The organism is Clostridium isatidis (assembly GCF_002285495.1).
In the GTDB taxonomy this organism is placed as follows: Bacteria; Bacillota; Clostridia; order Clostridiales; family Clostridiaceae; genus Clostridium; species Clostridium isatidis.
Window position 1 is genome coordinate 1,668,232 of sequence record NZ_CP016786.1, and the last position, 16,136, is coordinate 1,684,367.

Here is a 16,136-nt window from a genome sequence, read left to right on the forward strand (position 1 = left end):
AACTGTCTTTAGTATCTATATGAATTTTTCATTTCTCTTTCCATATCTCTCTTATGAGCTTTTTCTAGAAGAGCGTCCCTCTTGTCGTAGTTTTTCTTACCTCTACATAAGCCAAGAGCAACTTTTACCTTACCATTTTTTAAATAAAGAGATAAAGGAATTAATGTGTATCCCTGTTGTGACACTAGACCTGCAAATCTTGCTATTTCTCTTTTATGAAGAAGAAGTTTTCTTGGTCTTAATGGATCTACATTAAATATATTTCCTTGTTCATAAGGACTAATATGCATCCCTAATATTATTATTTCCCCATTAGATACATCTGCATAAGCTTCTTTTAAATTACATTTTCCTGCTCTAATTGATTTTACTTCTGTACCAACTAAAGCTATTCCTGCCTCTATTGTTTCTTCTACAAAATAATCATGTCTAGCTTTTCTATTTTCAGCTAGAGTATTGCTATTTTTCTTTCTTACCAAGAATATCACCACTCTACTTTTATATTTTCTTAAACTTTAAGGCTATATTTTAAATTATACACAATTGTTAATTTAAAATATAGCCTTTTTTTCTAATATATCAGAATAAGGTAAAATAAACCAATATCTATTATCTTTATTCTACTCTTAATTCATTTAATATTTCTTCTTTTATTTCCTCTTTAATTTCTTCTAATAATTCATTTTTAATTATTGATAAAAGCTCTTCTTTAATTTCATTTTTTACTTCATTAATATTATTATTTTCATCTGTTTTGGCATTTTCTTTCTCTGAAACTTCACCATCTACTAAGTCAAAATATATTTCTCTATTATCTATGTCTACTTTTGAACATCTTACTTTGACTTCATCACCAAGCCTATAAACCTTCTTGCTGCTTTCTCCTATTAAACATAGGTGGTCTTCATCATAAATATAATAATCATCATCTAAGGAAGTTACATGAACAAGACCTTCTATAGTATTTGGCAGCTCAACGAATAATCCAAAAGAAGTAACTGAAGATATAATTCCAGTAAATTCTTCTCCGATTCTTTCTTGCATATATTCTGCTTTCTTTAAATCATCAACTTCTCTTTCAGCATCTTGTGCTACTCTTTCCATTTCTGATGATTGTCTTGCTGCTACTTCTACTATATCTATTAGCTTTCTCTGTCTAGCTTCACTTAGTCTTCCATTTAAATATTCTTTAATTATTCTATGAATTTGAAGATCTGGATATCTTCTTATTGGTGAAGTAAAGTGGCAGTAATACTGAGCTGCAAGACCAAAGTGTCCGACACATTGTGGTGAATATTTTGCCTGCATCATAGATCTTAATAATAGTGTACTTACAACCTTTTCTTCTTTCTTTCCTTCAACTGCATTTAAGATTGCTTGTAGATCCTTTGGCTCTGTTTCTTCTCCACCCTTCATCTTATAACCTAAGTTATATACAAATTCCTTAAATTTTGCCAATTTTTCTTCATCAGGATCTTCATGAATTCTATATACAAATGGAATATTTTGATTAAACATATGCTCAGCTATTGTTTCATTACAAATCAGCATAAATTCTTCTATTATTTTATTAGCAATTCTTCTTTCATAAGGCTTTATTTCTATAGGCTTACCATTTTCATCTAAAATTATCTTTGATTCTTCAAAATCAAAGTCCACTGCTCCTCTTCTCATTCTTCTAGAATTTAAGATTTTGCAAAGCTCCTCCATTGCCCTAAAATCATCCACTAGATAATCATATCTTTCCATAAGTTCTGGATCATTTTCTTCTAGGATCTTTGTAACATCTGTATAGGTCATTCTTTCGCTTGTTCTAATTACACTTTCTACTATTTCATGTTCTAAAACTTTACCATTGCTGTCAATTGTCATAAAACAGCTTAAAGCTAATCTATCTACTTTGGGATTTAAGGAACAGATTCCATTTGATAATTTTTTAGGAAGCATAGGAATTACTCTATCAATCAAATAAACTGAAGTTCCTCTTTTTAATGCTTCTTTATCTAATGGATTTTTTTCACGAACATAATGGCTTACATCTGCAATATGAACTCCTAATCTATATTTTCCACCATCTAATCTTGTTATGGAAACAGCATCATCTAAGTCCTTTGCATCTTCTCCATCTATTGTTACCATTCTAACTTCTCTTAAATCTTTTCTTCTTCTATATTCCTCTTCCTCTATTTCATCGGAAATTCCTTCAGCATAATTTAAAACCTTTTGTGGGAATTCTTCTGGAAGACCATATTTTTTGATTATTGTTAATATATCTAAGCCCTTATCTCCCTTTTTACCTAGAATTTCTTTAATTACTCCTTCTGGACTTTTTCTTTTTTCTGCCCATTTTGTAATTTCACAGATAACTAAATCTCCAGTATTTGCTCCATTTTTATCCTTCTTAGATATAAATATATCTGAATTTAATCTTGGATCTTCAGGAACAACAAAACCAAAGTTTTGACTATCTTCATATACCCCAATTATTTCATTATTTGTCCTTTCAATAATTTCTACAACTTCTCCTTCTCTTTTCTTCCCATTTTTATCTTCTTTAGTAATTTCAACTAGAACAATATCACCATTCATTCCACCATTTAAAGCTGAACTAGGTATAAATACATCCTTTTCTCCTTCTAATTCTGGCAATAAAAAAGCAAATCCCTTTTGATGAACTTGTAGAGTACCTCTTATAAGTCCTAATCTTTCAGGAACTCCATATTTATCTTTCTTGGTCCTGATTATTAAACCTTCTTTCTCCATATTTTTTAACACTCTTTTAAAAGCTCTATATTCTGATTCATTTATATTAAAAATAGACGCTAATTCTTGTATATCCATAGGTCTATATGCTTCTTCCCTCATAAAACTTAACAAGGTTTGTTTTATTCCCATTATCCTTATTCCTCCGTTCATAAGAAACTTTTTATTTTTAGTTTATCCAAATTATTAATTTTATTACATTTAGATAAATTTAATATATACTATGTATTTAATTGTAATATTTTTAGTAATAATAACCCCTATATGTAAAAATAGCCAATAAAAAAGAATAAAAAAATTTCTTTTTAAGAAAGTAGATCAAAATCTTTTAAAATGTAGAATGTACATTGTACATTCTACATTAATTGATAATAGCTTGAATTTCATGTTATTTATCTAAGCAGTATTCTGCAAGTACTTTTTGTAAATCGTAAATATTTACTGAGCTATTAAAATTCTTTGTAATTGGCAGTGCAGTCCCTGATATCCATATTTTTAGTTCTGCTTCTAAATCAAAGTGCCCATTAGTTTCAATGCTAAAATGGGTTATTGACCTATAAGGAATTGAATGGTACTCTGTCTTTTTACCTGTTACTCCCTGTTTATCTACTAAAATCAATCTTTTATTTGTAAAAATGTATAAATCTCTTATTATCTTATATGCTTTTTCTATTTTCTCATCTTTAGTAAGTATTCTCTCATACTCCTTGTTAAGATTTTCTATGTTTACTTCTGAAGCATTTCCTATTAAGCCGTTTAATATTCCCATGATATCATCTCCTAGCTTTATAATAAAAGGGCTACTAAAATAAAAAGCAGCCCCCCCTTATCTATTATATTATATTTAATGCTAAAGTATTAATAGCAAATAAAGCCATAGCTATAATTGTAACTTTTAACAAAAATGCCTCTCTTGTTCTAACCTTATTTTTTGAAAAGAATGTTTCAGTTTTACTTCCTTGAATTAATCCGCTTAAGGCATCTGATTTACTTGGTTGTAATAATACTGATACGATAATAATAATTCCAAGTATAATTTGTAATACTAATAGAAAAGTTTTCATATTTCTACCTCCTATGGTAAGTCAACGCTCATATTTACATAAAGTTATATTAACACAATTAGCTAGTACATGTCAATTAACAGTTAAGAAATGTCAACTAAGAAAAACTGCTGCACAAAGTATTCTGTGCAGCAGATTTATATAGTAAACTATTTTATTACACTATTTTTTAATGTTGAAGAATGCTTTTCTTCCTCTGTATTCAGCAATTTCATCTAATTCTTCTTCAATTCTTAATAATTGATTGTACTTAGCAACTCTTTCAGATCTTGCTGGAGCACCTGTCTTAATTTGTCCTGCATTTACAGCAACAACTAAGTCAGCGATTGTAGTATCTTCAGTTTCTCCTGATCTGTGAGAAATAACTGCAGTATATCCAGCTCTGTTAGCCATTTCTATAGCATTTAGAGTTTCTGTTAATGTACCGATTTGGTTTAACTTGATTAGGATTGAATTTCCAACTCCCTTATCTATTCCTCTTTCTAATCTTTCAGTGTTAGTAACGAATAAGTCGTCTCCAACTAATTGAACTTTCTTTCCTAATCTTTCAGTTAATAGCTTCCAGCCTTCCCAGTCTTCTTCAGCCATACCATCTTCGATTGAGATTATTGGATATTTATCAACCCAAGCTTCTAAGAAGTCAACCATTTCAGCTGCAGTTAAAGTTTTTCCTTCATGTTCTAAAACATATTTTCCATCTTTGTAGTATTCTGATGAAGCAGCATCGATAGCTATGAACATATCTTTTCCTGGTTCATATCCAGCTTTAGTTATAGCTTCTAGAATAACTTCTATTGCTTCTTCGTTTGATTTAAGGTCTGGAGCAAATCCACCTTCATCACCGATAGCTGTTGAATATCCTTTTTCAAGTAATGTTTTCTTTAATGTATGATAAACTTCAGCACACATTTGTAATGCACCACTGAAAGTCTTAGCTCCTACTGGCATAATCATAAATTCTTGTAAATCTACTGAGTTATCAGCGTGTGATCCACCGTTGATTATGTTCATCATTGGAACTGGTAATACTTTTGCATTAACTCCACCAACATATTGATATAAAGGTAAATTTAATGATTTAGCTGCTGCTTGAGCAACTGCTAGTGAAACACCTAGTATAGCGTTAGCTCCTAAGTTTCCTTTATTGTGAGTTCCATCTAATTCGATAAGTAATTTATCAATATATGTTTGATCATAAACATTGCATCCGATTAATTCTTCTGCTATTGTATCATTAACATTTTGAACAGCCTTTAAAACACCTTTTCCAAGGTAAACATCTTTATCTCCATCTCTTAATTCAACAGCTTCATACATTCCAGTTGATGCTCCTGATGGAACAGCTGCTCTTCCTACAGTACCATCTTCTAAGTAAACTTCTACTTCTACTGTTGGGAAACATCTAGAGTCAAGTATTTGTCTTGCTACAACATCTACTATTTCACAATAATTTTTCATTATTTTTCCTCCTTAAATTTCGAACCTATTTATTTTTATCTATACCTTAGTATTATTTCTTCACATTGTTTTAATATTCATAATGAAGTATTTAAATACAAGGTTGTAGATATCAGAAAACTAATAATTAAAAAGGATTGTTAATTTTCTGTTTTAATTATACCACTTTCACCAATATTTACAATATGTAATTTTCTTATTTTGTCCTAACTTTTGAAAATAATAATAATTTTCCTATAGTTCTTTTAACTTTACAACTTTGTTAAATTTTTATCATAAACAAATTTAAAGAACCTTACTTTGGTTCTTTAAATTAAATTTCTACTTTCTAAATAATTATTGATCTTTTTTTCCCATTCCCTAGCCATTCTTATATCTAAAATACGTATATCTTCTAAAAAACTTTCTAAAACTTCAAGCTTATGTAGTCCCTTCATCAAATGACGAGGATAAGTAACTTTCTTACTGAAACACTGCTTTGGATCAATTACCATTATTTTATTATCATGTGTTATATATAAATCCCTGCATCTAGCATCCAGTTTAGTAAATTTTAATCTCTTAAATTCCTTAAATAATTCATATAAATTTGATGATATTTCATAACTTATACCATGTTTTTTAATATAATAATCTAATCTCATTCCTTCAACCTTATCTCTTACTATAAAATAGTCTCCCATCTTATATAATTTAGGAAAGTAAGATGAACTTCCTACTTTCTTAAGTATTTCTCCTTCTTCCTTACAGTGCTTTCTTTCTTGAAATATCTTTACAGCTTTATTTTCAGGCAATTCATATACAATTCCATTATGGCCTTCACCTAAAAACTTTGCATCTCTGAAAAGCATTTCTGTCTCTTGATCAAAATCAGCTGAATAGGCATATGTCCTAGGCATAAACTTCTCCCCTAAAAATACTATTATTATATATTATTAAATTATTAATCTAATAATGACAAATAAAAAAATAGAGTTAAGCTTAAAAAAATTTTAATCATAGCTAAAACCTATAGTATTAAAAATGCAAAAAAAGATACACTCAAAATAGAATGTATCTTCTTAATTTCTAAATTTAATTATTAAGAGTTAACAGCTAAAACTTAACTCCACACTCCTAACTCCAAACTCCACACTCCTAACTACTAACTCCACACTCCTAACTCCTAACTCCTAACTCCACACTCCTAGTTAATAGTTTCAAGTTCCTAACTAAATTATTCTATAATTACTGATGCTGGATCAACTGTATCACCAAAGGCTGGTAATAATGTTGCATCATATGCTTCTCTAAAGAAACCTTCTTGTGTTAATTTAGTTATTTCTTCATCTAACCATTCTTTTAATTCAGTGTTGCCCTTCTTAACTGCTGGTGCAATAACTGATTCATCTCCAAGACTGTCTATATAAGTTGTAAAGCCCTTATTTTCTCTAGCCCAAGCAAATAATAATGTATTATCATGAGCTAATGCTGCTCCTCTGCCATCTAATAAAGCATTGAAAGCTTCAGTATTTTGTTCATATCCTACTAATTCAATTTCTGGATAGTTTTTAGTAAAGAAAGCTTCTGCAGTTGTTCCCTTATTTACTATAAGTTGTTTTCCTTTTAAATCATCTATTGATTTTATTGGTGATCCATCTGGTGAAACTACTCCAATATCAACTTTCATATATGCCTTTGCAAAATCAACTACTTCTTCTCTTTCTGGAGTTTGTGTAAAGTTAGCTAGAATTATATCAACTTTATTTGATTGTAAATATTCAACTCTATTGGCAGCTTCAACTAAGACAAATTCTACTTTAGATTCATCTCCAAGTAAGTCCTTAGCTATTCTTTTTGCTAAATATACATCATATCCTTGATTTTCACCTTTTTCATCTACAAATCCGAAAGGCGGCTTATCGCTAAATACTCCAATTCTTACTACCCCTGCTTCTTTTATTGCATCAATTCCTGAAGCTGTTTGTTCTTCTTCTTTAGATGAACAAGATACTAATGCTCCTAATGCTAAAATTAATGTTAATAATAATGAAATTATTTTTTTCATTTATTTTTCCCCTTTCTTTTTTATTATTTATTTTAAAATTTAAATATTAACTTATTTATATAATTCAAAAGATTCTAAGAAGCTCTTTGCCCTTTCAGTTTTTGGATTTTCAAAGAATTCTTTTGGTTTTCCAGTTTCTATAATTCTTCCTTCTTCCATGAAGACAATCTTATCTGCAACATGTTTTGCAAATTCCATTTCATGAGTAACTATAACCATAGTCATTCCATTTTTAGCAAGTTCCAATATAACTTTAAGTACTTCCCTAACCATCTCCGGATCTAAAGCGGCTGTTACTTCATCAAAAAGCATTATTTCTGGATTCATGCATAATGCTCTAACTATCGCAATTCTTTGCTTTTGACCACCAGATAATTCTCTTGGATAGGCATATTTTCTATCTTTCAGTCCTACCCTTTCTAATAGTTCATCAGCTTGTTTTTCAACTTCTGCCTTATCTCTGTTTTGAGCCTTCATTGGTCCAAGTAAAATGTTATTTATGACATTCATATGTGGAAATAATTCATAGCTTTGAAAAACCATTCCTACTGTTCCTCTTATTTTTTCAAAAGCTACATCTTTTCCTAAGGAACCATAATTCTTTAATATTATTTCTCCCTCTTTAATTTTTTCCAAGCCATTTATACATCTTAATAATGTACTTTTACCACAGCCTGATGGACCTAGTATAACAACTACTTCTCCCTTTTTAACTTCTAAATCTATTCCCTTTAAGGCTTCTCTATCATCATAATCTTTTTTTACATTTACTAGCTTTAATAACACATCTTCCTTCATAAAACCCCTCCTAATTTAGTTTTTTCTCTAAAGCTTTTGCCCCCATAGATATAGGAAAACATATTAAGAAATATATTATCAATAAAAATCCATATACCCATAATGATATAAGGGGTTCTGTTACTGCTGTTCTTTCAATAATTTGCTGCCCGACTTTTACTAAATCTATTGCTCCAATTAAGGTCATTAAGGTTGTTGTTTTTATCATTCTTGTAGTTAAATTTATAATAGCTGGTATTACCCTTCTAATACTAATTGGAATTATTATATATCTATAGGTTTGAACTTTATTTAAGGAAAGGGCCTGGGCTGATTCATAATATATTTTAGGAATAGAAGTTACAGCGCCTCTTACTAAATCTCCTATTTCTGCAGTCCCCCATAAGCTAAAAACTATATATCCAACAACTATTGACTCTAGATGGATATCGAAGACATTTGGTACTCCAAAATAAAATATGAAGAGCCAAACCATTAAGGGTATAATTCTTATACTTTCTAAATATAAATTTGTTATAACTTTAATTATTTTATTTTTACTTGTCATTATAATTCCAAGGATAATTCCAAGAATTGTTGAAAGTATAACAGAAACTACTGACACCTTTAAGGTTACCACTAAGCCCTCAAGTAATCTGTTCATATTATCAGCACTAAATACTGCACTAGCTGCCAAACTCTCCATATCTTAACCTCCTCTCTATCTTTCTAGCTGCAATTGACATTGGAAGTAAAATTATTAAATAGAATATTACAACTAAAATTAATGATTCCTTTGTCTTATAGTACATACCTATAATTCCTTTAGTTACAAACATAAGCTCTCCTACTGCTATAGAAGCTATAACAGATGTTTCTTTAACTAAGAATATACAGTTTGCTGCAACTGAAGGTATTGATATGGAAAAGCTAATTGGTAATACAATATACCTTAAAATTTGAATTTTACTTAATCCTAATGCTTGTCCACTCTCCATTTGACTTTTTGAAACTGCATCTACTCCTGCTCTAAAGGATTCTGCCATATAAGCTCCTCCAAGGAAAGATAAGCCGATAACACCGCAAGCAAATCCGCTTAATTTTATTCCTAGTTTAGTTAGACCAAAATATAGAAAAAACACTTGTAATAAAAGTGGAGTATTTCTTGAAAATTCTATGTATACTTTTGATATAATTCCTATTATTTTTACATTAAAATATCTTGCCACTTCTATCAAAATCCCAAGCATTATTGAGAAAATTATTGATAATACAGAAAGCTTCAATGTCATTACTGTAGCTTTAATAAAATCTGGTATTCTATTAACCATAAATTCCAAATCTAAGCCCATACAACGCCTCCAAATCTTAATAAACTTATTTATAAAAAAACTTCGTCTCTATAAATATATAAGAGACGAAGCTATACTCCGCGGTTCCACTCTCATTGAACAAAATATACTTGTTCCAACTCAAATACGCTATAGACGGCGAACCGTTAAAATGCTAAAGACTTCACATTTTATGCTCCGAAGTGCACTTCGTACATTATAATTTTAAAGGCTCTCAGCAATTACCTTCTCTCTGTGAAAATTATTAATATACTACTCTCTTCTTCAACGCTTTCCTAGTATTCCGATATTTTTATTATACATTTAGAATAAATTTTGTCAATATATATTTTATTTCGTATATTAATATACATATAATTTCTAATAATAATATTTAAAATATTCAAAAGCTCTTAATTTTGTGAATATTTTATAAAAAAACTAGCTCAAAATTACTTTTGAGCTAGTTCATTTTCTTATTAACTGTTGCTTCTTACCTTTTATCTCCAAAGTATACAACTGCTAAAGTTCCAGGACCTGTATGAGAACCAATTACGCATCCAATATCATATATGATTACCTTTTTAGCTACTGATTCTGTTTCTATCATATTTTTTAACAATTCAGCATCTTCCTTAGCTGCTGCATTCATAATAAAAACAACTTGCTCTTTTTTATTAACTCCTCTTTCATTATAATCATTGAATAGGTATTTTATAGCTCTCTTTCTTCCTTTTACTTTATCAGCTACTACTGCCTTACCTTCATCATCTACTTTTAAAACTGGTTTTATATTTAAAATACTGCCTACAGCTGCTGCTGCTCCTGAAAGTCTTCCACCTCTTTTTAGATGGTTTAAATCATCTACAATTATGGAATGAATTACTTTTCGTTTATTTTCTTCTATAAATTTTATTGCTTCTAATAAGGGGGTTCCTTTATCTAACAATTCCTTTAAAGTATAAACTAGTAATCCTTCTCCTAAAGATGCGCTTAAAGAATCTATAGTATATATTTTAGCATTGCTATATTCTTCTAAAAGCATTTCTTTGGCCTTTACTGCACTATTATATGTACCACTTAAGGCTGAAGATAAGCCAATATATACTATTTCATCTCCTTTTTCTATATATGTTTTAAATACTTCATAAAAGCTTCCTATATTTACTTGAGTAGTTGTAGGCAGTATTCCATCCTTTAATAAATCATAGAAATCTTGACGACTTAAAGTCTGTCCTAAATCATCAGGTATGAACTTTCCATTTATATTAACCATTAGAGGAACTACTTCTATATTGTTTTCTTTTACGTAGTCTAAAGACAAGTCACAACCTGAATCAGTAATTATTTTTATACTCATTTTTTCAACTCCTAAAGCTTTATTTAACAAAATAATTTTTTAATTTATAGCTTCTTTCTTAATTTTTTTACCTTAGTCTTTATTATCATATTGTTTCTTTATTATATACTTAATTGTTTTTATTGTCAAATCTTTTGATTTTCAAAATATATTAGCTGCTTTGCTGTTTATGAAACAAATTTATATATCTGAATAGCTATATATAAAAAAGACAGATTCTAATAGAATCTGTCTATAATTATCCATTATAATTTGTTCATCGAGAATGAATTTATTTGTTCTCAATTAAAGTTTTTCCAGTCATTTCTGCTGGTACATCAAGTCCCATTCTATCTAAGATAGTTGGTGCTATATCAGCAAGTTTTCCTTCGTGTAATCCCTTACCCTCTGTATGGTTTGATGCCCAAAGGAATGGAACTGGGTTAGTTGTGTGAGCTGTGTATGGATTTCCTGTTGAGAAATCTATCATTGTTTCTGAATTACCGTGGTCTGCAGTGATAAATACATCTCCATCTTTTTCTAGAACCTTATTTACAATCTTTCCTACACATTCATCTACTGCTTCTATAGCCTTAATAGCAGCTTCTACTACTCCTGTATGTCCAACCATATCTGGGTTAGCAAAGTTTAATATAATCATATCATACTTATCTTGATCTAATCTATTTATTAATTCATCTGTTACTTCATAAGCACTCATTTCTGGTTTTAAATCATAAGTTGCAACCTTTGGTGATGGAATTAATGCTCTATCTTCACCTGGATTTTCTTTTTCTACTCCACCATTGAAGAAGAATGTAACGTGTGCATATTTTTCTGTTTCTGCAATTCTTAATTGATTTTTGCCATGCTTAGAAACATATTCACCTAAAGTGTTTGTAATGCTTTCTGGCTTGTAAGCTATATGAACTCCTTCTAAAGTCTTATCATATTGAGTCATTGTAACAAATGTAAGATTTAATCTATCTCTCTTAAATCCTGCAAATTCCTTATCATTTATAGCTCTAGTTATTTCTCTAGCTCTATCTGGTCTAAAGTTGAAGAATATAATTGAATCTCCATCTTTAATCATTCCATTTTTATCGATGACAGTTGGTAAAACAAACTCGTCAGTCTTATTATCTGCATAAGATCTTTCTATTGCTTCAACAGCTGAATTTGCTTCTTCTCCCTTTCCAAGAACCATTGCATTATAAGCAAGTTCCACTCTTTCCCATCTGTTATCTCTATCCATTGCATAGTATCTTCCAGAAATAGTAGCAAGTTTACCTAAACCTATTTCCTTCATATAGTTTTCAATTTCAATTATAAATTCTTTTCCTGAAGTTGGTGGCACATCTCTTCCATCCATGAAGCCATGTACATAAACATTTTGAACTCCTGATTCTTTAGCTAACTTTAATAGGCCCTTTAAATGGTCTATGTGGGAGTGAACCCCCCCATTAGATAAAAGTCCCATTAAATGTAAAGACTTATTATTGTCTTTTACGTTATTAATAGCAAGAGTTAGAGCTTCATTTTTAAAGAAACCACCTTCTTCTATTTCCTTAGTTATTCTAGTTAATTCTTGGTATATTACTCTACCAGCACCTATATTTAAATGACCAACTTCTGAGTTTCCCATTTGGCCATCAGGTAATCCAACAAATAATCCACTTGCTTGTAATTGTGTATGTGGGTATTTTGCAAATAAACTATCTAAGTTTGGTGTATTAGCTCTTCTTACAGCATTTCCATCTGATTCTGGAGCAATTCCAAATCCATCTAATATCATTAACATTACAGGTTTCTTAGCCATAATTACCTCCAAATTTATTTAAATCAATTTCGACAATATATACTATTATCTTTCTTTTTATATAAGCTTATTATACTATATTTAAAAAATATGCACAATAAAGCAATTTCTTGTTAAACCTTTTCTGTGTATAATTTTTATTAATTAATAATAATTTATTTATGTATAAAAAAATTAATTAATAATTGCATTTAATTTACTCAAATAATACATAATAAAATAACTCAGGAAAAAATCTTTATATAAATTATCCTGAGTTATTTATATTATTAATAGTTAACTATTTGTGCAAAATCAGAAGCAACTAAGCTAGCTCCTCCAACTAAAGCTCCATCTATATCAGACATAGCCATTTGGTCTTTAATTGTATTTGGTTTTACTGATCCACCATATTGGATTCTAATCTTATCTGCAACTTCTTTACCAAACATTTCGGCTAGTACATTTCTTATAGCCATTATTGTTTCATTAGCTTGCTCATTTGTAGCAGTTTTACCTGTTCCTATTGCCCAAATTGGTTCATAAGCTATTACTACTTTTTCAGCTAATTCCTTTGATAATCCTTCTAAATCAGCTTTAATTTGAGCTCCAACTACTTCGTTAGTTGTTCCATTTTCTCTTTGCTCTAAAGTTTCTCCACAGCAAAGAATTGGAGTTAAGTTATGAGCAAAAGCTGCTTTAACTTTCTTATTTAAAGCTTCATCAGTTTCATTGAAGTATTCTCTTCTTTCGCTATGTCCTAAAATAACATAGCTAACTCCCATAGCTTCTAGCATTCCTGGAGCAACTTCTCCTGTGAAGGCTCCTTTTTCTTCAAAGTGCATATTTTGAGCAGCAACCTTAATGTTTGATCCTTCTACTGCTTTCAATACAGCATCTAAGCAAACAAAAGGTGGGCATACTACTACTTCACATGCAGCATCTTTTACTAATGGTTTTAATTCTTCTACAACTTTTACTGCTTCTGCTGGAGTGTAATGCATCTTCCAGTTTCCAGCTATTATTGGTTTTCTCATTAAAAACCCTCCCTTAATATCAGTTCTCATTTTACAGTTAACAGTTCACAATTTCCGTAATAATTCAGCAAAGCTGAATTATTAAATTTATTGCTGCTTGCTAATTGCAAATCTTATTTATTAATTGTTAATACTTAATTATAAGTCTTATCTTTTACCACTACTTCTTACTTATTGTTTAAAGCAACTATTCCTGGTAATTCTTTTCCTTCTAAGAATTCTAGAGAAGCTCCACCACCTGTTGAAATGTGAGTCATCTTATCTCCAAATCCTAAAATGTTAACAGCTGCAGCTGAATCTCCTCCACCTATAACTGTAGTGGCATCTGCATCTGCCATAGCTTTTGCTACTGCAATTGTACCTTTATTGAAGTTTTCAAATTCGAATACTCCCATTGGTCCGTTCCATACAACTGTCTTAGCATCTTTAATTGCATCTGCATATAATTCTTCTGTCTTTGGTCCGATATCTAATCCCATGTGTCCAGCAGGAATGTTTTGATCTTCTGTAACTACAGGTTCAACATCTTTAAATTCAGTAGCTACTCTGTGGTCTACTGGTAATAAGAACTTAACGCCCTTATCTTTAGCCTTTTGAATCATTTCTAAAGCATAGTCTAATCTATCTTCTTCAACTAAAGAAGTTCCGATTTCATATCCTTGAGCCTTTAAGAATGTATAAGCCATTCCTCCACCTATTATTAAAGTATCAACTTTATCTAATAAGTTATTGATAACAGCTATTTTATCTGAAACTTTAGCTCCACCTAATATAGCAACAAATGGTCTAACTGGATTGTTAACAGCATCTCCTAAGAATTTTAATTCTTTTTGAATTAAATATCCGCATACAGCTGTATCAACATAGTCAGTTACTCCAACTGTTGAGCAGTGAGCTCTATGAGCTGTACCGAAAGCATCATTAACAAATATATCTGCTAAAGAAGCTAATTCTTTTGAGAATTCTTCAACGTTCTTAGTTTCTTCTTTTCTGCATCTTGTATTTTCTAATAATACAACATCACCATCATTCATCTTTTCTACAGCTGCTCTTGCATTAGCTCCAACAACTTCTTCGTCTCTTGCAAATACAACTTCTTTATTTAACATTTCTGAAAGTCTTTTTGCAACTGGTTCTAATGTTTTAGAAGCATCTTTACCTATATGTGAACAAAGTATAACTTTTGCACCATTATCTATTAAGTATTTAATTGTTGGAAGTGCTCCATTTAATCTGTTTTCATCTGTAATAACACCATCTTTTAGTGGTACGTTAAAATCACATCTTACTAATACTCTTTTTCCTCTTACTTCGATATCTTCAATTGTCTTTTTATTGAAACCCATTAAAATTCACCTCTACAATATTTTTTAGGTTTTAAAAATAGTCTGGCTTTATAGCCTATTACTACAAAACCAGACTTATTTACTTTAACATAAACTAAATTAAGTTTATGTAATTTACATTAAATTACTTTAAGTTAGCGAAGTATCCTAAAGTTCTGATTAATTGGTTAGTGTATGACATTTCGTTATCATACCAAGCAGCAACTTTAACTAGTTGTTCTCCATTAACTTCCATAATCTTAGTTTGAGTAGCATCGAATAGTGATCCAAATGACATTCCGATTACGTCAGTTGAAACTATTTCATCTTCAGTATATCCAAATGATTCATTTGCAGCAGCCTTCATAGCAGCGTTGATTTCTTCTACTGTTACTTTCTTATCTAAAGTACAAACTAATTCAGTTAATGAACCAGTGATTGTTGGAACTCTTTGAGCACCACCATCTAATTTTCCTGATAATTCTGGAATAACTAGACCGATTGCTTTTGCTGCACCAGTTGAGTTTGGAATGATTGAAGCAGCAGCAGCTCTAGCTCTTCTTAAATCTCCTTTTCTGTGTGGAGCATCTAATGTATTTTGATCGTTAGTATAAGCGTGAATAGTTGTCATGAAACCTTTTTGTAATCCAAAGTTATCATTTAATACTTTAGCCATTGGTGCTAAGCAGTTTGTTGTACAAGAAGCACCTGAAATAACTGTATCTTCAGCCTTTAATACTTCATGGTTAACATTGTAAACTACTGTTGGTAGATCTTTTCCTGCTGGAGCTGAAATAACAACTCTCTTAGCTCCTGCTTGAATGTGAGCTGAAGCTTTTTCTTTTGAAGCAAAGAAACCAGTACATTCAAGAACGATGTCTACGTTTAATTCTTTCCATGGTAATTCAGCTGGGTTAGCATTTGCAGTAACTTTAATTTCTTTTCCGTTAACTACGAAAGCTCCTTCTTTAACTTCGATTTCTCCATCGAATCTTCCTTGAGCTGAATCATATTTGAATAAGTGAGCTAACATTTTAGCATCTGTTAAGTCATTGATTGCAACCACGTTAAATTCTGGGTTGTTAATCATTAATCTTAATGCTAGTCTTCCTATTCTTCCAAAACCATTAATTGCTACATTTACCATTTGCAATTACCTCCTAAAAATAGTTATATATTTAAAATTTTTAAAAATTT

15 protein-coding genes and 1 other annotated feature are annotated in these 16,136 nt (G+C 30.3%); all 15 genes read right to left on the reverse strand.

Annotated elements, in window-relative coordinates; all coding sequences use genetic code 11:
- Positions 1-8: 8 nt before the first annotated feature.
- A complete protein-coding gene (smpB, locus tag BEN51_RS07870) occupies positions 9-479 on the reverse strand; it encodes an SsrA-binding protein SmpB (RefSeq protein ID WP_119865518.1) in 471 nt (156 codons plus the stop codon).
- Between the two features lie 136 nt (positions 480-615).
- Positions 616-2,895: a ribonuclease R gene (rnr, locus tag BEN51_RS07875; protein WP_119865519.1), complete on the reverse strand. Its 2,280-nt coding sequence runs from the start codon at positions 2,893-2,895 to the stop codon at positions 616-618.
- Positions 2,896-3,151: 256 nt separating this feature from the next.
- Positions 3,152-3,532: a PH domain-containing protein gene (locus tag BEN51_RS07880; protein WP_119865520.1), complete on the reverse strand. Its 381-nt coding sequence runs from the start codon at positions 3,530-3,532 to the stop codon at positions 3,152-3,154.
- A gap of 64 nt (positions 3,533-3,596) precedes the next feature.
- Positions 3,597-3,827: a preprotein translocase subunit SecG gene (gene secG / locus BEN51_RS07885; RefSeq protein WP_119865521.1), complete on the reverse strand. Its 231-nt coding sequence runs from the start codon at positions 3,825-3,827 to the stop codon at positions 3,597-3,599.
- Between the two features lie 162 nt (positions 3,828-3,989).
- A complete protein-coding gene (gene eno, locus BEN51_RS07890) occupies positions 3,990-5,285 on the reverse strand; it encodes a phosphopyruvate hydratase (RefSeq protein ID WP_119865522.1) in 1,296 nt (431 codons plus the stop codon).
- Between the two features lie 308 nt (positions 5,286-5,593).
- Positions 5,594-6,184, reverse strand: coding sequence for a protein kinase (locus tag BEN51_RS07895; RefSeq protein WP_119865523.1), 591 nt, complete (start codon positions 6,182-6,184; stop codon positions 5,594-5,596).
- Between the two features lie 317 nt (positions 6,185-6,501).
- Positions 6,502-7,332, reverse strand: a complete 831-nt coding sequence (locus BEN51_RS07900) for a cysteine ABC transporter substrate-binding protein (protein WP_119865524.1) — start codon at positions 7,330-7,332, stop codon at positions 6,502-6,504.
- 51 nt (positions 7,333-7,383) lie between these two features.
- Positions 7,384-8,130, reverse strand: a complete 747-nt coding sequence (locus BEN51_RS07905; protein WP_119865525.1) for an amino acid ABC transporter ATP-binding protein — start codon at positions 8,128-8,130, stop codon at positions 7,384-7,386.
- Positions 8,131-8,140: 10 nt separating this feature from the next.
- Positions 8,141-8,815: an amino acid ABC transporter permease gene (locus BEN51_RS07910; protein ID WP_119865526.1), complete on the reverse strand. Its 675-nt coding sequence runs from the start codon at positions 8,813-8,815 to the stop codon at positions 8,141-8,143.
- Positions 8,796-9,461, reverse strand: a complete 666-nt coding sequence (locus BEN51_RS07915; protein WP_119865527.1) for an amino acid ABC transporter permease — start codon at positions 9,459-9,461, stop codon at positions 8,796-8,798. The genes BEN51_RS07910 and BEN51_RS07915 overlap by 20 nt, the downstream gene beginning before the upstream one ends.
- Before the next feature lie 58 nt (positions 9,462-9,519).
- Positions 9,520-9,738: a binding site (T-box leader), on the reverse strand.
- A gap of 195 nt (positions 9,739-9,933) precedes the next feature.
- Entirely contained in the window at positions 9,934-10,800 is an 867-nt protein-coding gene (locus BEN51_RS07920; RefSeq protein WP_119865528.1) for a DegV family protein, read from the reverse strand.
- A 271-nt stretch (positions 10,801-11,071) separates the two neighbouring features.
- The gene (gene gpmI / locus BEN51_RS07925; protein WP_119865529.1) at positions 11,072-12,598 is read right to left on the reverse strand and encodes a 2,3-bisphosphoglycerate-independent phosphoglycerate mutase; all 1,527 of its coding nucleotides are present in this window, start codon (positions 12,596-12,598) and stop codon (positions 11,072-11,074) included.
- 269 nt (positions 12,599-12,867) lie between these two features.
- Positions 12,868-13,614 (reverse strand): triose-phosphate isomerase, encoded by a 747-nt coding sequence (gene tpiA, locus BEN51_RS07930; protein WP_119865530.1) that lies wholly within the window; start codon positions 13,612-13,614, stop codon positions 12,868-12,870.
- Between the two features lie 167 nt (positions 13,615-13,781).
- Positions 13,782-14,960 (reverse strand): phosphoglycerate kinase, encoded by a 1,179-nt coding sequence (locus BEN51_RS07935; RefSeq protein ID WP_119865531.1) that lies wholly within the window; start codon positions 14,958-14,960, stop codon positions 13,782-13,784.
- A 124-nt stretch (positions 14,961-15,084) separates the two neighbouring features.
- Positions 15,085-16,086 (reverse strand): type I glyceraldehyde-3-phosphate dehydrogenase, encoded by a 1,002-nt coding sequence (gap, locus tag BEN51_RS07940; RefSeq protein WP_119865532.1) that lies wholly within the window; start codon positions 16,084-16,086, stop codon positions 15,085-15,087.
- Positions 16,087-16,136 lie beyond the last annotated feature (50 nt).